The organism is Caulobacter sp. LjRoot300, from assembly GCF_964253875.1.
Classification (GTDB): domain Bacteria; phylum Pseudomonadota; class Alphaproteobacteria; order Caulobacterales; family Caulobacteraceae; genus Caulobacter.
Map to the genome: position 1 here is coordinate 316,092 of NZ_CAXUSA020000004.1, position 20,452 is coordinate 336,543.

A 20,452-nucleotide genomic window follows, 5' to 3' on the forward strand; every position below is an offset into this window, starting at 1 on the left:
CCTATCTCTCCGTTCCGACGGCCGCCGCGACACGCGTCGGCGCCACCATTTCCGCCAGGCGGTCGATCGCCGCCTCGACCTTGCTGCCGCGCCGCACGGCGGCCAGCGCGACGCCCTGGTCGATGGCCTGGTGCATCAGGCGGCGATCCTCGGGGATGACCAGGTCGAACGGCCGGCCGATCGCCTGCTGGGCCGCCTTCAGCGACAGGCCGCCGGCGCCGTCGGGCTCGACCTGGTTGCAGACCAGCGTGACCGGCACGTCGTCCAGCCGCTGGGCCGACAGCATGTGCAGCTGCCGGCGGACCATATGCACGTGCGGCACCGACAGCCGGGTGACCAGCACGATGCGCTGCGACTGGCGCAGCAGGCGGTTGGTCCAGGCGGTCCAGACGGCGGGCGGATCGACCAGGGTGATCTCGAAGTCGCGGCGCAGGGCCGCCGTCAGCCCGTCGATCAGCGCCGGGTTCAGACTCTCGACCGGCATCAGCTCGCTCGGCGCGGCCAGCACGCTGACCCCGCTGCGGTGCGCGGTCAGGACCGAGGCGAAGGCCATTTCCTCGACGGCCCCGCCCGTCGCCAGCACCTGGGCCACGGTGACCGGGTCGGGGATGTCGAGATACAGCGCCGCCGCGCCCATCTGCAGGTCCAGGTCCGCCACGCAGACCCCCGCCGAGGCCGCGTTGGCGGCCAGCCGCACGGCGGTCTGCACCGCCAGCGAGGTGGCCCCGACGCCGCCGCCGGCCTTGAGCAGGGTGACGATCTCGCCGCTGCGGCGCTGGGCCCGGCCCGTGTCGAGCCGGCAGAAGATCCGCTCCAGGGCGATGGCCAGGGCGGTGTCGGTGACGGGCGCGGGCAGCACGTCGGCCGCGCCCTGGTGGATCAGGCGGCGGGTCAGCTCGACGTCGGCGTCGCGCATCACGACCAGAACCTCGACCCGTCCGACGCAGGTCGACAGGCGCGTGGTCAGGCGATCGATCCCGGCCGGGTCGGCCGCGTCCAGCCCGACGATCAGCAGGTCGAAGGTCTGGGCGGCCCGCTCCGGCCAGGGCGTGTCCAGCCCGCGGAAGGTGACGGCCGGGAACATGGCCGACAGCATCGCCAGCGGCGGATCCGCGCCCAGCCCCGGCAGGCACAGCCCTACCCGCCACGCGCAAGGCCTCTGCGACGGCGCCGGCGGCGCCGGGGGGAGCTTGATCCGGTTGAAGGGGAGCAGGCTCATGACAGGCTTTCTCCGCTGAGGGTCGAGGCCATGTCCGGCAGGGCGAAGGGCGTCACGCCCACGACCTGGAGGGCGGCGCTCTGGAAGGTCATGCCGGTGAGGCTGACCGTCACCAGGGGCTCCATGTCCGGGGCGTAGGGGTTGCCCACCTTGCCCAGGCCGACATGACGATAGGTGATCACGACGTTGGCGGCGGTGATGTCGGGATCGTAGGACTGCATCTTGGCCAGCACGGCCGCGAAGGTCGTGGCGTCGAAGCCGCTGCCCGGGATCGTGGAACCGGAGGTCTGGGTGCAGGAGGAACTCGCCCCCGAGCAGCTGAGGACCACGGGCGGGCTCGAGGGCACCGAACCGCCGCCGGCGATGCCTTGGCTCAGACCGTCGTAACCGGCCATGGCGCTGGAGACCATCGGACTGACGACGGCCAGGCGCACGCCCTCGCGGGTGGCGGCCTTGGCGGCGTTGATGGTCCAGGCCAGACGGCCCATGTCGATGACGGCCAGCAGCATCGAGACGAAGACCAGGCAGACCAGGCCGAACTCGGCCGCCGCCGCGCCGCGCTGCTCGCGGACCAGTCGCTGAAGGAGATGGGGGGCCGGGATGCTCATTCGGTCCACGCCTGCTGGGCGCTGACCGTGAACCCGGTCAGCGACACCCCGGTCAGGGGACCAAAGGAGTCGATATAGGGCGGCGAGGCGCTGACCTGGACGATCGGCACGCCGGTCATGTCCTCGTAGCGACCGCTGTAGGCGCCGCCGGTGTTGCCGACGCAGGAGACCGTGACGACGACGCTGGCGTTGCTGGTCCAGTTGGCGATCAGGGGCGAGCCCGAACCGTCGCTCGTGCCGGTCCGCGCCAGGGACTGGACCTTGGCCGGGTCGCCGGCGACGGTCAGGCCCGCGCAGGTCATCGGCAGGCGAGCGGCGTAGCGGGCCGCGTCTCGCACCGCCGAGACGGCGATGTGATAGTTCCAGAACAACCGCCCGGCGCCGACGAAGGCGAAGCACAGCAGCGTCATGAACGGCAGGACCAGCGCGAACTCCACCGCCGCCGAGCCGCGTTGGCCGGCCAGCAGCCGGCGAAGCTGAAGGGTCAGGCGCCTAGTCATAGAGCCGCACCGAATAGAGCTTGGTCTCGGCGCCGACGGCCGAGACGTCGGTGGTGGCCCCGATGACCTCGCCATAGATCGAGTTGCTGACGGCCGGAGCGGTCAGGAACAGGTCGACATAGGCGATGATGTGCACGGTCGAGCTGCCATGGACGTTGTCGGCGTGGCAGTTGGCGATCACCGCCGAGATCGTCCGGCGGTCGGGCGAGACCTGGGCGCCGGTCTTGTTGCACTGGGGCGCGGCGTAGTCGTGGGTCCCGCTGGTCGCCGTCTGGCCGTCGGAAAAGGCCCCGGCCGGCTTGGCGATCGAGCTGTCCAGCATCGCCAGCTCCCACTTGTAGACCTGGTAGCGGGTCGGGCTGGTTCCGCCGGCGGCGGGCGCGGGGCCATAGGCCGCCCAGCCTGTCCCGCTCGAACCGGCCGGGACCTGGGGCGTGTAGGTGGTCGGATTGATCCCCGAATGGTTGGTGGCGAAATACTGGGCCGCGTTCCACACGCCGCTGCCCAGGACGTCGGTCTGGCCGCAATCCAGCGGGAAACCCGTGCCGCTGGCGAGCGCCGCGGCGCTGGCGCAGGAATTGCTCGGCGCCGAGACCGGGGCCGAGCAGGCGCCGGCCCCCGCCCCCGTCTTGGCCCCGATCATGGTGTTCATGGCCGGCAGGAACAGCGGGTCGTTCTTGTTGCCGCTCGCCGACGCATTGTAGATGTCGAAGCGGACATTGAACCAGTCGTCGGCCGAGGCGATGTTGCCGGTCTGGGTCTGGGCCGTGGCGCCGAAGCACTCGGTCAGCGGCGGGCTGCGGCCCATGGCGTTCTTGACGTCGGCCGCGCCCGAGCCCACCGACAGGAAGCCGAAATTGCCGGGCCCCCAGGCCCCGTTGCCGCCCGGCGGTGGGGTCAGCAGGACGCTTTTGCCGATATAGGCGTCGCCGTCGAAGGTCAGGCTGGTGTCCTCGTTGGGATTGCACAGCAGCAGCGGCGGCACCTTGCAGATCGCCGTGCCGTAGCCGGCCACCGCGCGGGCCGTGGCGTTGAAGCCGCCGACGCCGGTCAGCGCTCCGAACACCAGGCCCAGCGATCGCGGCGTCAGGCTGATGCGGATGAAGCTGGCGGTGGCGTCGCTGGTCGCCGCGACGTCGGGATCGTGGGCGCTGAGGAAGGCGATGTCGCCGGCGCTGATCGCGACATTGCCCTCGAAGGCGTCGGCCAGGGCCGCGCGGTTGGCGACCAGGCTGCCCGTGGCCGCGGTCTGGGCGCGGCCCATGGCCCCGGCGCTTCCGTCCAGCTGGCTGGCCCCGGCCAGGGCGGCCGCGTCGACCGCGCTTTCCAGCTCGGCCCGCAGCGCATAGGCGCGACTGACGTCGTAGGCCAGGCCGCCGATGGTCACCAGGCCGATCAGGGCCACGCCCGTGAGGGCCGCCACCGCGCCGGATTGGTCGTCAAGGAAACGTCGAACAAGGGACATGTCAGTTGGCGGAGCCTGGGCCCTTCGCCCCTCCCTTGGAGTCGATGCTGGAGGTGGAGGCCTGGGCCGGCTGAATGACCTGGTCCTTGCCGTAGCGGCCGGCCGCCAGGACGGCGCGGACCCCGTCGCCGCCGGGTTGCCGGACGCCCTCGTAGCGCGCCTCGGGATCGGCGATCTGGGCGGCGAGGTTGGTGCGGACCGCCGCGCCGAAGTCCGGCGAGAGGTCGCGACGCGCATCGGCGCAGCCGGACAGGGCGGCGACGGCGGCCAGGGCCGCCAGAGGGATGATCCTAGTGCAGCACATGGCCATAGGGTCCATCGACCCCTCCCTTAGCGGCGGCGCCGGTCAGCAGCACGCGGTCCTCGGGCGACAAGGCGCCCTGGCCCGCCTGGCCGCGGCCCAGCAGGAAAAGTTCGGTGTCGGACGGCGGCGTGAAGCGGTCCGCCGGGGTCGCCATCCGCGCGCGGGTCGGCTTGACCAGGTGCGGCGTGACGACGATCACCAGTTCGGTCTGGTTGCGCTGGTAGCTGGTCGAGCGGAACAGCGCGCCCAGCACCGGCAGGTCGCCCAGCATCGGGAACTGGCGGACCTGGTTCTGGTAGTCGTCGCGGATCAGGCCGGCGATCGTGAACGACTCCGCGTCGCGCAGCTCGACCGTGGTCTTGGCGCGCCGGACCTTGATGCCCGGAATGCGCAGGCCGTTGCTGACGAACGAGCTGTTGGGGTCGATGCTGGAGACCTCGGGATTGACCACGAGGTTGATCATGCCGTCCTGCAGCACCGTCGGCGTGAAGGCCAGGCCGATGCCGAACTGCTTGAACTCGACGGTGATCGTCGTCAGGCCGCCGCTCTGGTTCTGGGCCACGGGGACCGGGAACTCGCCGCCGGCCAGGAAGCTGGCCGTGTCGCCCGACATCGCCGTCAGGTTCGGCTCGGCCAGGGTCTTGACCAGGCCCTTGGTCTCCAGGGCGTCGAACAGCACGTTCAGGTCGACGTCGCCCGAGCGCAGCGGGAACTTCAGCAGGCCGAAGCTGTCGAGCACGCTGCTGACCACGCCGGTGTCGCCGGTGCCGATGACGAAGTTGTGGTAGCCGGGCGCGCTGGGGTCGGCGGTGGCCATGTTCAGGCGCAGGGCCTTGGCCGTGGACCGCTCCATCTCGACGATGCGCACCGACAGGGTGACCTGCTGGGTGCCCTGCACCGACATCATGTTGACCACCAGGCCGGGCGCGAAACTCTCGGCCAGGGCGGCGGCGCGGCCGGCGGCGGCCCCGCTGCTGATCGGACCGGACAGCACGACCGACTGGTTGCTGGCGCCGACCACCAGGCCGTCCTCGTCGGGCATGGTGTCGTGCAGCCTCTGGCGCAGGCTGTCGACGTCCGCCGAGATCATGATGTTGGCGGCGGCCACCAGCTGGCGACCCGGGCCGTAGGCGGTCAGCGTGGCCGCACCCAGCTTCTTGCCCACCACATAGACCGAGGTGCGGGTCAGGGGCAGGACGTCGGCGGTCTCCGGGTTGGAGATCATCAGGTCGACATAGGGGGCGGGCAGCTCCAGCACCTGGGCCTTGCCGACCGGCACCGTGACCTCGACCTTGCGCAGGGCCGACGCCGACAGGGCGGCGGGTTGGGCGGCGGACTGGGCCTGGGCCGAGGGCGGGACCGCCACGGCGGCTGTCACGGCGAGCAGGGCGACGGCGGCGGCGACCCCGCGCAGCAGCACGATCTTGCGGTTCATCGACGAAGGTCCGATGGGGCGCGGCGCAGGCCGGCGCGGACAAAAGGGAAAGGGCGCGAGCGGGACCAAGGTCATGACCCCACCTCGTAGCCGGTGGTGACGACGCCCCGCGTGACCCGCACCTCGGTGGTGCGCGGCGCGGCGGGCGCGGCGGCGCGAACGGGCGCCCTGGCCCGGACGCTGGTCCGGACCGGAGCGGCGGACGCCACGGCTCGCGGCGCGCCGCCCCGCGACAGGTCGGCCAGGGTGGTGAACTGGCGGGTCAGCGGAGCCTGGTCGGAAATCTGCCGCAGGACCAGCGAGACCGCGCCGACCGCCTGGGCCAGGGTGATGGCCTGGGCCTGGTCGGGCGTGACCTCCACCGTGATGGCCTTGACCACCACCGGCTTGTCGGCGGACTGATTGTCGGACTGGTCGACGCCGACGACACGGACGTTCTCGGCCAGCACCTGGGTCAGGCTGGTTTCGGGCTGGTTGTTGTCCCGGCTGCGGGTCAGCAGCACGTCGACCCGGTCGCCCGGCAGCACGAAGCCGCCGACGCCGGCCACGTCATTGGCGCGCAGCGACACCGCCCGCATGCCCTCGGTGAGGGCGCCGGAGAGATTGGCGCGACCGCCCGGACCGGAGATCCGGTCGGGCAGGATCGGTTCGTTGGCGGCGATGTCCTTGAGCACGATGCGCGACCCGCCCTGGGCGGCCGCGGCGGCGGCGACGGTGGCGAACGCGCCCGGCGGCACGGAGTCGGCCGGGTAGCGGACCACCTTCAGGACGGCCGGCTGAAGCTTGAAGCCGCGCGTCAGCGGCTGGGCGGCGACCACGACGGGCGCCGAGGCGCTGTCTCGAACGGTTGGTCCGGCTTCTTGCGCGGCGCCCATATAGACCCGCGCGGCCAGCACCGCACCCAGGCCCAGCGTCACAGCGCCGGCCAGGGAAATAATTGTTCTCGTTTGCATTGGGGGCAACCCCTCCCCAGGATGGCGACAGGCTTTCGCAAACCCGTCGTCCGGAACCGGCGGCGCGGCGCTAAGGCCGCGCCACCGAAGATCGGCGACTGGCTGTCAGCAGGTGGCCGCCGACGGATTGGCCACGCAATTGGCCGCGTCGGTGATCGCCACGCCGATGTTGGTGCCCAGCAGCAGGGCGGCCACCGCAATGGCGCTGCCGATGATCGCCAGGATCAAGGCGTACTCGGCCGCGGCCGCGCCGTCTTCTTCCCGGATAAAGTCATGCAGAATATTCATTTGGCTTACATCTCCTCCAGATCTGCCCCGCGCCGTTTTAGTCGACCGAGATTGAAAGAAAGGGACAAACCCCTTCCGGGACATATAAGATCTTAAAGGATCATTAAGTAAATACATCGAGGTTAGTAACAAATATCATATATGGAAATTCGGAGAATATAGATAATTCGTACGAGTGAAATCGGAATGATTATTTGAAAATCCCCCACACGATGAACTTATCAACCTTAACAAGTCCAAATGCGACTCTGGATAGATTATGCTCATGAGCGTACCCAGGATCGTCCCGGACCGCCGCACGCTCCCTGCCGTCGCGGGAACACGCGGTTCACGCCCGGGGGCCTCCGGAAAGCATGGGCATGTCGGGACCGCCGTAAACGGCGCTCCAAGCGCCAACGGATCGACCGTTCAACGCCCAAGATCGGCCGAGATCGGTCTCAGACCCCGCGCCCACAACCCGCTCGGCGAGGCGATGCCGATCAAGATCGCCGTCGGCCAGCGCCAGCTTCAGGCCGTAACGCCGCCCGACTCGTTCGGCACGCTGCGCGTGACGAGGTAGCCACGCTGGACACCCAGGACCGATCCCCCTCGACCGCCTTCACGGGCTTCCGAGATTTTGGACGGCGCGGGCGCAGGGCATGTCCGCCTCACGGTTCGCCGATCCATCGCAAGGCGGCCTGGGACAGGCCGACGTCGTCGCCGGCGATCTCGCTGAGCCAGGCGACGACCCCGTCCGGACGGACGAGCACGGCGCTCAGCCCCAGCCGATCCCGCGGCTGGCCTGCCGCGTAGGACATGCGCCCTCCCCAGCGGTGCGCGACCGACCGAAGCGGCCCGCCGGGAGCGAAGTCGAGCAGCAGGGCCTTGCCGTCGCGCAGGCGTTCGCCCGTGCTCGGGCCATCCGGGACGGCGAAGTCGGGGACGCCGCGGCCGACCAGCGGATGGTCCGCGTCGAGGTCGTAGCGCAACGCCACGTTCCAGACCTTCTCGGCGAAATAGCTGGCGCCGTCGCCCGTGGCGATGAGATCGCGAATGATGGCCCCCAGCGCGCGCGTGCTGGGGGTCGGCCGCATCAGCGCGACCTGGGCGCGCGACCAGTCGAGGATGCGGGCGCCTTCGGGACGGCGTTCGGCGCCATAGCTGTCAAGCAGCCCCACGGGCGCGTCACCGCGGACCGCGGCGGCCAACTTCCAGCCCAGGTTCAGGGCGTCGCCGAGGCCCAGGTTCAGCCCCTGACCGCCGAGCGGCGAATGGATGTGCGCCGCGTCACCGGCGAGCAGGACGCGGCCCCGACGGTATTCCGTCGCCTGGAAGGCGCGGTCGGTCCAGGTGGTGGCGAGCTTGAGGGCGGTCAGACGGACCTCGACGCCCGACACCCGGCGCAGCACCGCCTGCACATGGTCCAGCGTGAGCGGTTGCGCGCGGTGAGCGGCGCCGCCGTCGAAATCGACCATGGCGATCACGCCGGGCCTCGCATAGGTGTACATGCCGGTCGCCGTGTAGGTTCGTCCGGGGGCCAGCGCGTCCGGATCGGCCAACTCGGCCTCGACCGAATAGCCCGTGAACTCGGGGTCGGTGCCGACGAAGGCGAAGCCGCCGGCCTTGCGCACCAGGCTGCGGCCGCCGTCGCATCCGACCAACCAGCGGGCGTGGAGGCGCTCGCCGCGGGTCCGGACGGTGACGCCGTCGTCCGATTGCTCGAAGCCCTCGACGCCCGAGCCGCGCCGGATCTCCGCGCCCAAGGCCGTCGCCCGTTCGGCGAGGATGGTTTCGAGGGCCTGCATGTCGATGGCCAGGTTGACGCCCGCGGGGCTCGGCAGCCGGTAGGGCCAACGCGTGGTGTCGATATCCTCGTGGAAGAACGAGATGCCGGCGAAATGGCCGGCGGGACGGCGCGGCTGCTGCGCCCAGTGGCAGGCGGCCTTGGCGGCGTCGGTGGACGGGTTGAAGCGCTGCACGGCTTCGACAGCAGTCAGGAGGTCGCGGCGATCGAAGGCTTCGAGGGTCGGCGCCGAGAGGCCGCGCATGCCGAACGGCAGGCGCTTCAGCGGTGAACAGGGATCGGCGGCCTGTTCGAGGACCACGACGGAAACGCCGGCCAGCCTGAGCTCGCAGGCGAGGAAGAGGCCAACCGGGCCGGCGCCGGCGACGATGACGTCGTGGGTGGAGGGATGATGGATAGGCATGGGCGCTCCTTGGTCGATGAGGTTCGACCGGAGCGTTCCTCGAACTGGAGACCGCGCGGACGAACAACGGGCGCTCGCGAGAGCGTCCAGGGTTCGTCGCGGGGATCCCCGGCGCGAAGCCAAAGACCAGAGCTTTCGTCACCGAAAGGACTTGGGCTTACCAGACCAAGTCTGCCTTTTCCGACAGGGGCTACATAACCGAAGGGCTGTCGCTTTTCAAATGGCGCCTTCGTTCGACAAATCGGCCGCCGGCCGACGAAGGCAGGCGTGCTGTCCTCGAATTGGCGCGCGGCGCCGCCGCGAAAGCAGCGCGCCGCACCAGCCCTCATGTGAAGCGTCCGAGGCGGACGGACGGCGTCGCCGCCATCCGTCCGCCCAGCGCCCTAGAAGGTCGCCCGCATGCCGACCAGGAACTGGCGGCCGGGCTTGTAGTAGGTGAACGTCGCGTTGTCGTACTGGAAGTGCGAGCGCAGCTTTTCGTTGGTGATGTTGGTCACGTTGAAGGTCAGCTGAGGCACGTGCTCGAGGCCGAACATCTTCTCCAGGTCGAAGCTGGAGGAGAAGTCGGTCTGCTTGTAGTCGTCCGCGAACAGCGCCGCGGCGGTGACGCCGTTCTGGTTGGCGCCGCTGGACTGCGAGCCCTTCCGGTAGACGTGGCTCAGGCGCAGGCTGACGCCGTCGTGCTCGTAATAGCCTGTCAGGTTGTAGGTGTACTTGGCCACGCCGTAGGCGACGGCCGCGCCGTTGCTGGTCTGGTCGACGATGGTGGCGTTGGCGTTGAAGCCCAGCCCCTCGACGCCGAACCGGCTGGTCAGGAAGTCGAGCGGCTGCACCCACTGGAATTCCAGGCCGTTGATCGTCAGCTTGTTGGGCACGTTGATCTGCGACTGGATCTGGACCGACGCCGCGGTTGGGCCGCCGCGCGAATTGATCGCCGTCTTCTGGGTGTCGTTCAGCGTGTCGTAGGTGATGCCGTACTGGGCCAGGTACGAGAACGGCTGGGTCACGACGTTGTTGGTCGTGAAGCCGGTCAGCGACTTGCGGAACGCGTTGACCGCTATCACGCCTTCCTGGCCGGTGTAGAACTCGAAGCCCAGGTCGATGTTCTTCGAGAAATACGGCTTCAGGGCCGAGTTGCCGATGGTGGCCTGGTCGGCCGACGGAGCGCCGAAGCTGACGCCGGGCAGCTGGGCGGCCGGATCCGGACGGGTCATGGTCTCCGACACCGCCGCGCGGGCGACGGCGTGCTCGCCGACGTCATAGGCGATGTTGGCGGCCGGCAGCCACTTGGAATAGGTGTTCTCGGTGTAGACGAAGTTGGTGATGTTCGGATAGCGCGAGCCGTCGGGAAGCTGGCCGCCGGCCGGGTTGTTGCGCGGGTCCGCGACCGAGACGCGGCCGCCGATCGTCTGCTTGGTGTGGACGTAGCGGACGCCGACATTGAAGCGCAGGTCGCTGTCCATCACCTGGGTGACGCCGTTCAGCTCGGTATAGGCCGCGCTGTTCTTCTCATTGATGGAGCCGCCGCTGGCGCCGGTGTTGGAGCCGCCCGTCTCCGGCGAGTTGTCGTGGAGCTGGTCGTAGTTGGTGGCCTTCTTGACCGCGTCCCAGTCGACGGTGACGAAGCCGGCCGGGCCGGGCTTCAGGTAGCTGGCCAGGCTGGTGGTCGGGATCAGCGAGCCGCCATAGGTGAGCGTCCCGGTCTGGCCGGCCGTGGAGCCCGTGCCGTAGCCCGGATAGGTCGGATAGCCCGCGGGCGCGGCGCCGGGCTGGTTCAGGCCCTGGCAGGGCGGCTGACCGTTGGGCGACGGCAGGTTGATGCTCGGGTTGTTGCCGCAGGTCGCGTTCTGCCACGGCGTGGTGTTGTCGTAACCGCGGATGGTGCGCGTGACGTCGTCGTAATTGCCGCCGAACTTCAGGTTCAGCTGCTCGTCGCCCCAAGTGACGACGGCGCGCGCGCCCTTGGTCTCATACCAGCGCTTCTCGTCCTGCATGTTCAACCGGCCGCCGGTCCAGACGAAGTTGGCGGGGTTGTTCAGGTCGATGCTGCTCTTGATCGTCGGAATGCCGTTCGGGTTATAGGTGTAGTCGACCGTCGTGCCGGCCCCCAGCGCGGTCACCGGACCGAAGGTCGGGCTTTCGCGGTGGAAGGTGCTCTTGGTGTAGTTGACCTGGCCCTCGACCTTCAGATTGTCGGTGATGCGCCACTCGCCGCCTGGATTGATCCCCCAAAGCTCGGTCTTCTCCATGTAGGGACGGAATTCCAGGAAGAACTGCGAGTTGGCGTAGGTGCCCTGGGTGACCGTGCAGCCGGTCGAGCAATCGGTCTTGTCGTACTTGGTGTTGGTCGGAATGATCGCGCCGTTGCGCACGATCCACGCCATGTCCTCGCGGATCAGGTCGTTGTTCTTGTAGCCGTACATGCCATCGACATAGAAGTTCAGGTTGTCGTTCGGCTTCCATTCCAGGCTGGCCACGGCGTTGAAGCGGTCGCGGCGGCCGTACTCGGCCGAGGGGCGACCCAGGCGCGGCAGCAGGCCGTTGTCGATCTGCTGGATCGTCGCGCCGGGATTGTGCGCCAGCAGGAAGGCCTGGTCGATGGTCTGGCCGGCCACCAGGCCGCCGCCCGCGCCGACCGGCACCGTGCCCGGGATCGTCCAGTTGCCGCCGCCCGTCGGGTTGCAGCCCGACGTCGCGCCGCACTGGGCCGCCGACAGGTTCGGGTTGGTGAAGCCGATCGTCTCGTAGCCGCGGGTGTCGGTCTTGAGCCGCTGGCCGGACATCCCGAACAGGACGCCGAAATTGTCCCAGGTCTTGCTGGCGATCAGCGAGCCCTTGCCGCCCCAGTCGGCGCCGTCCGGCTTCACGCCCTGGACGTTCATCGTCAGGTGCTGGCCGGGGCGGTCGAACGGACGGGCCGAGCGCATGTCGATATTGCCAGCCGCGCCGCCTTCCAGCAGGCTGGCCGAATAGCTCTTGTTGACCGTCAGCTTGGTGAACAGGTCGGTCGGGAAGAAGCTGAGGTCGACCGAGCGGTCGGTGCCTTGGGCGTCGGTGGCGCCCGACGAGGCCACGGCGATCGAGGCGCCGTTCAGCGTGACGTTGGTGAAGTTGCTGCCCAGGCCGCGGATGGCGACGTTGGTGCCCTCGCCCGTGATGTCGCGGGTGATGGTGATGCCGGGGATGCGGTTGAACGACTCGGCGATGTTGGAGTCGGGGAACTTGCCGATGTCCTCGGCGAAGATGGCGTCGGCGAAGCCTGTCGTCTCGCGCTTGGCGACGGTCGATTGCGCCAGGCTCTTGCGATAGCCGGTGACGACGACTTCCTCGACGACGTCATTGTTGGGCGCCTGGACCGTCGGCGCGGTCTGCGCCTGCGCCTGGACCGCGACAAATCCGGAAAGCATCGTCGCGCCGAGAAGCGCCGCGCGCCCCAGACGCGCACCAATGGCCAGCGTTCGCATATTGATTTCCCCTCCTACACGGCCGCCGCCAAGGGCGCGGCCCGACTTCTTGCTTTTAGTGCGGCGACGACGCCGACGACGTCAGACCTTTGGCCAGGCTCACGCCGCAGTCAATGAAGTCGGCGCATTTCCTGGCCAGGCCAGAATTCTATTGGCCTGACCAATATCAAGGTTCGAAACGCCCTTATTTTTCTGTGCTGTAGCGGCGGAGCACGGCCAAAAAAGGCTCAGAAACCGCGCCAACCGGACAATGGTAGCGGTACCGATTGTGCGAACTGGTGGGAATTTTGCCACACTTCTCGCCCTTCCGGCATCGGCAAAACGAGGCGGCTTGGGGAGATTACCCTGGACACCTGCCGCTTCCGGGGCGCGCACGCCCAGCCAGGACAACCTCTGTTTTGTGTGACTTGTCTGACAAGTTAACGGGGAGAGCGGACACCGATCGGACGGCGGAACACTCTTGGGGCGGACCTTACGGCGCGGTCGGAAACTGGCCCCTCCGACAAAGATCCTGCTCGACCCAAGCGCCGGAGGATTGTCGGCCGTCCGGGCGAGGTGGAGGTTGCGGCATTGACACATTGTTGCAAATGATTATTAGGCGCAGCCTCTTCCCGTCGAGGATCGCCCATGTCGCCCGCCGCCCGCCACCTGCTGTTCGCCTGCGCGCTCGCGCCGCTGCTCGCCGCCGCGCCCGCGTGGGCGGAGGAGACGGCCAACGACGTGTCGGGGGTCACGGTGACCGGCCGCAAGGGCGACTACAATCCAGTCCGGGCGACGACGGCGACCAAGATTGACGCCCCGCTGCGCGACATCCCCCAGACCATCGACGTGGTCGGCCTGAAGGTCATGCAGGACCAGCGGGCCCTGTCGCTGCAGGACGTGCTGAAGAACGTGCCGGGCGTCGGCTTCTCCCACGGCGACGGCCAGCGCGACCAGGTGTCGATCCGGGGCTTCACGGCGATCGCCGACCAGTTCGTCGACGGGGTGCGCGACGACGCGCTGTACTTCCGCGACCTGTCGAACATCGAGCGGGTGGAGGTGGTCAAGGGCCCCGCCTCGGTGCTCTACGGCCGCGGCTCTTCGGGCGGGCTGATCAATCGCGTCACCCGCAAGCCGGGCGTGGATATCGCCTCGGTCACCGCCAGTTACGGGGCCTGGGACGACGGGCGGATCGAGTTCGACCTGGGCAAGGCGCTGCCCGGCGCGGCGCTGCGCGTCACCGGCGCCGTCGAACGGGCCGACAGCTATCGCGACCCCCAGTTCCTCAAGCGTGAAGCCGTCGCCCCGTCCGCCACCGTGGCGCTGGGCGAGAACACCGCGCTGCTGATCCAGGCCGACTATCTGCGCGACAAGCGCGTCACCGACTTCGGCGTGCCGGCCTATCGCGGCCGGCCGGTGGACGTGGACGCCGGGGCCTATTACGGGGCGGCCAACGCCCGCGACGTCGACACCAGCCAGAGCAAGGTGGCCTCGGGCACGGCGACCCTGTCCCACCAGTTCGGCGAGGGCCTGAAGTTCCGCAACGCCTTCCGCTACTACAATTACAGCCTGTCGCGCTTCAACACCCTGCCCGGCTCGGTCAACGAGGCGGCCCAGACCGTCAGCCTCAACCGTTCGAACGTCGAGCGCGACGAGCACGGCTGGTTCGACCAGGCCGAACTGACCCAGGACCTTGCCCTGGGCGGCGCCCGCCACCAGCTGCTCTACGGCGTCGAGCTCGGCCGCCAGGTCAAGGACGCCCTGACCTATTCCCGCAACGGCGTGGCGACGGTGTCGCTGTTCAACCCGGTGCTGCCGATCCTGGCCCGCACGGTTCCGGGCGCCCCGACCGCCGACAACCGCACGGTCTTCAAGACCGTCGGCGTCTACACCCAGGACCTGGTGTCGCTGGGGGAACACTGGAAGGCGCTGGTCGGGGTTCGCTACGATCGCTTCGAGCAGGCGACCGACCAACGCCTGCCGAAGCTGGATGATCTGTCACGGACCGACAAGACCTGGAGCCCCCGGCTGGGCCTGGTCTGGCAACCGACCAAGACCCAATCCTACTACGCCTCCTGGAGCCGCTCGTTCCAGCCGTCGGGCGAGACCTTCGCCCTGGCCGCCACCAACGCCGACATCGCCCCGGAAGAAACCACCAACCGGGAGGTCGGCGGGAAGTTCGACTTCCTGGACGGCCGCGCCAGCGCCACGGTCTCGGCCTTCCGGCTCGAGCGCACCGGCATCAAGGCCACCGATCCGGCGACCTTGCGGATCATCCCGATCGGCGTGCAGCGCACGGACGGGGTGGAACTGACCGGCAACCTCGACCTTTCCAGCGGCTGGCGGGCGATCGCCGGCTACGCCTATCTCGACGCCAAGGTCACGCAATCGATCGCCTTCGACGCCGGCCTGCCGATCCAGGGCAAGCGCGCCACCATCACCCCCAGGCAGAGCGCCAACCTCTGGCTGACCCGGGATGTCGGCGGACGCTACGGCTTCGGGGCCGGCGGCAACTATGTGGGCGACCGCTTCGCCAACCCCGGCAACACCGTCACCCTGCCGGCCTACGCCACGGTCGACGCCATGGCCTGGAAGCGGTTCGGACCGCTGGTGGCGCAGCTCAATGTCAGCAACCTCTTCGACGAGGGCTACATCGTCTCCGGCCATGGCACGAGCCCCAACCTCAACCTGCCCGGCGCGCCCCGCTCGGCGATGGTGACGCTGCGCTACGCGCTGCAATAGGCCCGGCGCGGCCTTCCGCCGTCGCTGTCCGCCGGACGCCTTCGCATCGGACGGGTTGCGCTGGCACGTCCGCGGCTTTTGCCACATCGACGGGGCGTTCAGGGACTTCGTGCTGTCGCGCTGGCGCGGGCTGCGCGCCACGGGACCGGGCGGCGCGCCGGCCGGCGCGGACCAGGACTGGACCGAAACCTTCCAGGTCGAGCTCCAGCCCAACACGGCGCTTTCGCCCAGCCAACAGGAAGCCGTGGCCTGGGAATACGACATGCCGGGCGGCCGCGCGGCGCTTTCGGTCCGCAAGGCGCTGCTCTACTACCTGAAGAAGCCGCTGCGACTCGACCGGCCCGACGATCTTCCGTCCGAAACGCCGATCGTCGTCGCCAATCGTCAAGCGTTCGAAATCGCCCTGGCCAGCGCCACGGGCACAGTGCGAGGGAGCGTATAATGTTGGTCGGCACGATCCGGAACCAGATCGACGACATCTGGAACGACTTCTGGTCCGGCGGGGTCTCCAACCCGATCAGCGTGATCGAGCAGCTGACCTATCTGCTGTTCATCCGCCGCCTGGACGAGCTGCAGACGGTCGAGGAGCGCAAGGCCGAGGCGCTGAAGACGCCGATCGAGCGGCGCATCTTCCCCGAGGGCGCCGACGACGACGGCGAGCCCTACCCTGCTCGGCATCTCGCCCCGCACGCTGGAGGGCTACCGGCGGAAAGGCGGCGGTCCGTTGTTCGTGGCCCTGTCACGCAACGCGGTCCGCTACAGGCCGGCTGATCTCAAGGCGTGGCTCGACAGCCGAACCGCGCCCCACACCGCCAGGGCCCGCGCGCTGTTGGCTGTCTGACATCGCCGAGGGGCCGTCGCATGCGCGACGGCCCCGAGGTCGGATCGTTTTTGGGTCAGGTATCCGAAGCGGCATATCGTGGCTGCCGTTCGCGCAGTCCCCCCGTGGCCCCCCGGGCCATTAAAGCGCGCCGCTCTGCGTTTTTCGCGGGGGGTCACCAGGCGGAGTCGGGCGCGCACCATCAGCGGCCAATCAGATGCGCGCGGCACCATGGCGGCACCACAGCCTTGGCCGCGCACCCCGGAAAACCCGCTAAGTCATTGAAATGTATGGCGCGCCCGGAACGATTCGAACGTCCGACCCTCAGATTCGTAGCGGCTCAAGTCAGTTGACCCATGTATTCGCCACTTTACGCCAGAGTACGATAACTTATTATAACCCCTATCTTTTCTCTCGAATTCATCGCACGACGGAGAACAACTGGAAAGGGCGACCGGAAGAGTCTGGGGGCGAGTTCCCCAGTACAAACCAGACCCCAGAACAAAAGCTCTCCAGAACAATTTGATTTGTGATCACACCAAGGGACCCGCAAGAATGGACGAAAGGCGCATCCTTCTAACCGACCGTGTCGTCGCCCAACTGCCCCTGGCCACGAGCGGCCGCTACAAGGTCCGGGACACCGAGGTGCCCGGCTTCATGGTCATCGTCGGGCGCCGGCGCAAATCCTACACCGCCCAAGCCGAGCGCTGGGTCCACGGCGTGCGCCAGAGCAAGAGCGTCGTGATCGGCTACGCTGGCGAGATGAACTCCCGCGACGCGCGGAGCCAAGCCAAGCTTCTGATCAGCAAGGTCACAAACGGCGAAGCGATCAAGTACCCCAAGAAGAAGGTCGTCGAGCCTCAGGCGGACGCCGGCATCACGCTGCGCCAAGCCTGGGAGCGCTATCTGACCTCGCACATGAAGCGCAAGAACCGCAGCCCCTCGACGATCGCGGGCTACGCCGACCACGTCGAGCGCCTGATGGCCGATTGGATCGACCGCCCGTTGATGGAACTGGCCGAGGATCCGGAGAAGGTCGCCGCCCACCATGACAGGCTGACCGAGGTCAATGGCTCTTCGGCGGCCAACGGCGCCATGCGAACCTTGCGCGCCATCTACAACCATGCCCGCAAGACCCAGCGCTACCTGCCGGCGGATAATCCGACCCTGGGCGTGGACTGGAACCCGGAGAAGAGGCGCAACACGGCGATGGGCCTGGAGGACCTGCCGACCTGGTTCGCCCAGGCCCGGCTGATGCGCCACCCTGTCCGCCGCGAGTTTCACCTCTTCTGCCTGCTCAGCGGCAGCCGCCCCGGCGCCCTGCTGGAAGCCCGACTCGAGCACCTCAACATCCGGACCCGCATTCTCCACATTCCGCGCCCCAAGGGCGGGGCCGACCGCGCGTTCGACATTCCCCTGTCTCGCGCGATGATCCTCTGCCTCATCCGCGCCCTTCGGGCGGGCCGCATGCTGATGCCCGACAACAAGAAGGGCTGGATCTTCATGGGCGAGGGCGAGGAAGGCAGGATGGTCGAGCACAAGGAGAACCGCAAGGTGCTCTCCAAGTGGGGCAACGATCTGCGACAGACCTATCGCACCCTGGGCCAGATCGCCGGTTTGTCGGAGATCGACCTGCATCTGCTGATGAACCACAGCCTGCCGGGCGTGAACGCCGGCTACATCACCCGCGCCAAGCTGATCAGCGGCCATTTGCAGAACGTCCAGGAGAAGCTGACCGAGGCGGTCCTGTCGGGCGCGAAGCTCGACGCCAAGCGTTGGCCGCACCTGCCGTCCCGTCTGATCGGGCACGAGCGTCGCGACCCGACCCCGCCCGATCCTCGGTCGAACAAGGCCCGCGAGGCGCGCTTCTGGGCGGTGGAGGCGCCCAAGCTCCTCAAGCGCGCGATGCGGGCGGAGACTTCGTACGAGCCCGTGCCGGTGCCGATCACCACGCGCGGGCCGGCGCCACCGCCCGCCGTCCCTGATCCCGCGGCGCTGGTTGCGGCGATGCAAAGCACGGTCCCCAGCGCGGCTGCGGCCAACTCGGGTCACTCGGCCGCACCCGCCGGGTCATGGCCGCTTTCGCCGCGCGAGCGGATGATCGCCAAGTCGGAGGCGCAACGCCGCTTGCAGGGCGCGGCCTCGCCCGTTCCGCCAGCCAGCGCCTACGCCACGTCCCGGTACTGAGCCTGCCGCTCCCCATTTCGATGGGCTCGGCGCAATCCTGGGCAGATCGAGCGGCCGACCGCGCCGGCCCTGGCGGCCATGAGCCGCCAGGGCCATCTGGCCTTTCGGTCGCCGAGCCGTTGTACCCTTGGGCTCGCGGAACCAGGCAAGGGAGACACCTCATGGACAGCGAATTGCTCAAGGTGATGATCACCGCGGGCGCGGCCTTCGCCGGCGCGATCCTCGCCGGCTGGATGACCCAGCGCACCAGCCGCAAGACCCTGTTCGTCAACACGGTGACCACGGAGCGCGCAGCCTGGCGCAGCGACCTGCGGACCCAGACGGCGGAACTCGTGACCCTGGCGCACGCGGCCCTGGAAAGACCGACGGAGACCTTGGCCGATTTCCACGAGCGTCGGGTCGGGGTGCGGCTTCGGGTCAATCCCGGGGGCGGGAGAGACCACCCGCTCGACCAGGCCATCCTGGAAAGTCTGGCCGCCCTGCCCGACCTGCTGCGGCCGGCGGCGGGTTCTGCCGATCGCGCCTCGGTACTGGCGCAGTTGGAGCGGCTGGAAGCCTGCGTCCAACTGTTGCCGAAGCAGGAGTGGGACAAGTCCAAGGACGAGGCCAGGACCGGCAAGTTGCAGGCCGCGCGTGCCTGACGCCGGGCTCGGCCGATAGCTTCGAGCGAGCACGGCGAACGCCGACAGACCGCGCACGGTCTTGCCCAAAGCTTGACCTCAAAGACCATGGCGGCGGTGCGACATAGGTCGACGACAACGCGACGCCACGCATCGAGGCGCAGACGGCGCCCTGCGGCGCGAAGACGTCGGCGACCTTCCCGTTCGCACCTCAGCGCCCGCCTCGGTATGAAGGGCCAGGCACAGGGGGAACGGATGGACGTCGAGGGCGAAAAGAGGCTGGTCTGCGAGGACTGTATCGGCGAATACCTCCTGAAGGCGGAGATCGCCGCCAGCGGCCGAACCGGCCCATGCATGTGCTGCCGCGGCGAGGAGGCCGCCGTCGTGACGCTCGCGTGGCTGGCCGATCGGGTGAAGCCGACCTACGAGCTCCTGGTCACGCGCGCCGAAGAGGACATCCATTTCGCCGGCGACCGGGTCTGGACCGCGCCGAACGGCCAAACCTCGTCCGAACTCCTGGCCGATCTCATCCAGGCCGACGACCGGGACGTCGCCGTGGCGCTGATCGCCATCATGGGTCGCGGCCACCGCTTCGACTTCGCGGAAGGCGGGCTCGACCTCTACGGCGACGAGAACGACGACCTGGCAATCGAGGAACCCAACGGGTCGGCCCTGCGCCGACGCTGGTTGGAGTTCTGTACGGCGCTCAAGCATGAGCGCAGGTTCTTCAACGCCGTCGGCGAGGGCGTTCTGAGCGAGGTGTTCGGGCCGATCCTGTGCGGCGAGCACGGCCGCGACGCCGTCCGGGTCATCGGGCCGCAAACGGCCGATCGCTTCATCTACCGGGCTCGGCTGGCCAACGAGGACGCAGGTCAGGCCACCATCTTCGGTCGGGTCGTCAATGAGCTGGCCGCGCCCGGCCCAGGGGTGTCGGGGGCCGGCCGCATGAACGCGGCCGGCATCTCGGTGTTCTATGGCGCCTTCGACATCGAGACCTGCGTGGCCGAACTGCGCGTCCCCGTGGGCGGCGCCGCGGTCGTGGGCCGCTTCGAGGTGATGCGTGACCTGCGCATTCTCGATTTGACCCGCCTGGCGGGCGAGACCCAGGCCATGAGCTACTTCGATCCGCGCTATGCGCAGGCGCGCGCCTATGGCGACTTCATCGAGGGCTTCCACGCCGAGATTCGCCGGGCGGTGATCCCCGGCCGCGAGACGCTGGACTATCTGCCCACCCAGATCGTCGCCGAATATCTCTGGTCGCAGGCAAATCCGCCCATCGACGGCATCATCTTCGGCTCCGCGCAGATCAGCCAGTCGGCCAACAACATCGTGCTGTTCCCACACGCCGCGAGCGTGGCCGGCGCACAGGACGAGGCGCGGCGTACGATCCACGGATCCTATCGGGCGGCCGATCACGACGAGGACGCCCAGGTGGTCGGGCCGTTGGAACAGCGCGTCTACTTCACGCCGGTGGCCGAGCCGCCACCTCGACGCCACGCCGCCGACAACCCTCTGGACCTGGATGACGACTGGTTCTCCGATTTCGGCAGTCCGCCGACGCTCGAGCCGGCGCTGCGCCTGCTGACCGACGAGATCAGCCTGGTCGAGGTGACGGGAATCCATATCGACAGGACCGTCATCCCCGTCCGCTTCGATACCTGGAAGAACCCTGGCTTCTGATC

The 20,452-nt window shown here is 68.6% G+C and carries 16 protein-coding genes; 6 read left to right on the forward strand and 10 right to left on the reverse strand.

The genetic code is table 11. The features are described 5' to 3' along the window. Nucleotide 1 precedes the first annotated feature (1 nt). The 10 genes from ACSQ2G_RS15950 to ACSQ2G_RS15995 all read right to left on the reverse strand — a co-directional run bounded on the left by ACSQ2G_RS15950 (nt 2) and on the right by ACSQ2G_RS15995 (nt 12,422). On the reverse strand, nt 2-1,219 hold the full coding sequence (locus ACSQ2G_RS15950; RefSeq protein ID WP_436032471.1) for an AAA family ATPase: 1,218 nt from the start codon (nt 1,217-1,219) through the stop codon (nt 2-4). Next, nucleotides 1,216-1,827 carry a TadE/TadG family type IV pilus assembly protein gene (locus ACSQ2G_RS15955; protein WP_436032473.1) on the reverse strand — a complete coding sequence of 204 codons (612 nt, stop codon included), beginning with the start codon at nt 1,825-1,827 and terminating at the stop codon, nt 1,216-1,218. Before ACSQ2G_RS15955 ends, ACSQ2G_RS15950 begins: the two co-directional genes overlap by 4 nt. Next, the gene (locus ACSQ2G_RS15960; RefSeq protein ID WP_436032474.1) at nt 1,824-2,327 is read right to left on the reverse strand and encodes a TadE/TadG family type IV pilus assembly protein; all 504 of its coding nucleotides are present in this window, start codon (nt 2,325-2,327) and stop codon (nt 1,824-1,826) included. Before ACSQ2G_RS15960 ends, ACSQ2G_RS15955 begins: the two co-directional genes overlap by 4 nt. After that, a complete protein-coding gene (locus ACSQ2G_RS15965; protein WP_436032476.1) occupies nt 2,320-3,792 on the reverse strand; it encodes a pilus assembly protein TadG-related protein in 1,473 nt (490 codons plus the stop codon). The genes ACSQ2G_RS15960 and ACSQ2G_RS15965 overlap by 8 nt, the downstream gene beginning before the upstream one ends. 1 nt (nt 3,793) lies before the next feature. After that, nucleotides 3,794-4,111 (reverse strand): hypothetical protein, encoded by a 318-nt coding sequence (locus tag ACSQ2G_RS15970; RefSeq protein WP_436032478.1) that lies wholly within the window; start codon nt 4,109-4,111, stop codon nt 3,794-3,796. After that, the gene (locus tag ACSQ2G_RS15975; RefSeq protein ID WP_436032480.1) at nt 4,083-5,531 is read right to left on the reverse strand and encodes a type II and III secretion system protein family protein; all 1,449 of its coding nucleotides are present in this window, start codon (nt 5,529-5,531) and stop codon (nt 4,083-4,085) included. The genes ACSQ2G_RS15970 and ACSQ2G_RS15975 overlap by 29 nt, the downstream gene beginning before the upstream one ends. A 71-nt stretch (nt 5,532-5,602) precedes the next feature. Next, on the reverse strand, nt 5,603-6,484 hold the full coding sequence (gene cpaB / locus ACSQ2G_RS15980) for a Flp pilus assembly protein CpaB (RefSeq protein WP_436032482.1): 882 nt from the start codon (nt 6,482-6,484) through the stop codon (nt 5,603-5,605). A gap of 105 nt (nt 6,485-6,589) precedes the next feature. Next, nucleotides 6,590-6,772: a Flp family type IVb pilin gene (locus tag ACSQ2G_RS15985; protein WP_436032484.1), complete on the reverse strand. Its 183-nt coding sequence runs from the start codon at nt 6,770-6,772 to the stop codon at nt 6,590-6,592. A gap of 647 nt (nt 6,773-7,419) precedes the next feature. Further along, the gene (locus ACSQ2G_RS15990; RefSeq protein ID WP_436032486.1) at nt 7,420-8,958 is read right to left on the reverse strand and encodes an FAD-dependent monooxygenase; all 1,539 of its coding nucleotides are present in this window, start codon (nt 8,956-8,958) and stop codon (nt 7,420-7,422) included. A gap of 383 nt (nt 8,959-9,341) precedes the next feature. Then, nucleotides 9,342-12,422, reverse strand: a complete 3,081-nt coding sequence (locus ACSQ2G_RS15995) for a TonB-dependent receptor (protein ID WP_436032488.1) — start codon at nt 12,420-12,422, stop codon at nt 9,342-9,344. Between the two features lie 627 nt (nt 12,423-13,049). Here ACSQ2G_RS15995 and ACSQ2G_RS16000 point away from each other — a divergent pair. The 6 genes from ACSQ2G_RS16000 to ACSQ2G_RS16025 all read left to right on the forward strand — a co-directional run bounded on the left by ACSQ2G_RS16000 (nt 13,050) and on the right by ACSQ2G_RS16025 (nt 20,450). Further along, nucleotides 13,050-15,143, forward strand: coding sequence for a TonB-dependent receptor (locus ACSQ2G_RS16000; protein WP_436032490.1), 2,094 nt, complete (start codon nt 13,050-13,052; stop codon nt 15,141-15,143). A gap of 55 nt (nt 15,144-15,198) precedes the next feature. Further along, nucleotides 15,199-15,585 carry a hypothetical protein gene (locus ACSQ2G_RS16005; protein ID WP_436032492.1) on the forward strand — a complete coding sequence of 129 codons (387 nt, stop codon included), beginning with the start codon at nt 15,199-15,201 and terminating at the stop codon, nt 15,583-15,585. Beyond that, nucleotides 15,585-15,914: a type I restriction-modification system subunit M N-terminal domain-containing protein gene (locus tag ACSQ2G_RS16010; protein WP_436032494.1), complete on the forward strand. Its 330-nt coding sequence runs from the start codon at nt 15,585-15,587 to the stop codon at nt 15,912-15,914. Before ACSQ2G_RS16005 ends, ACSQ2G_RS16010 begins: the two co-directional genes overlap by 1 nt. 604 nt (nt 15,915-16,518) lie before the next feature. Continuing rightward, entirely contained in the window at nt 16,519-18,150 is a 1,632-nt protein-coding gene (locus ACSQ2G_RS16015; protein ID WP_436032495.1) for an integrase, read from the forward strand. 161 nt (nt 18,151-18,311) lie between these two features. Beyond that, nucleotides 18,312-18,791, forward strand: a complete 480-nt coding sequence (locus ACSQ2G_RS16020) for a hypothetical protein (RefSeq protein ID WP_436032497.1) — start codon at nt 18,312-18,314, stop codon at nt 18,789-18,791. A 234-nt stretch (nt 18,792-19,025) separates the two neighbouring features. Then, complete coding sequence (locus ACSQ2G_RS16025) at nt 19,026-20,450, forward strand: RES domain-containing protein (RefSeq protein ID WP_436032499.1); 1,425 nt, start codon at nt 19,026-19,028, stop codon at nt 20,448-20,450. Nucleotides 20,451-20,452: the final 2 nt, after the last annotated feature.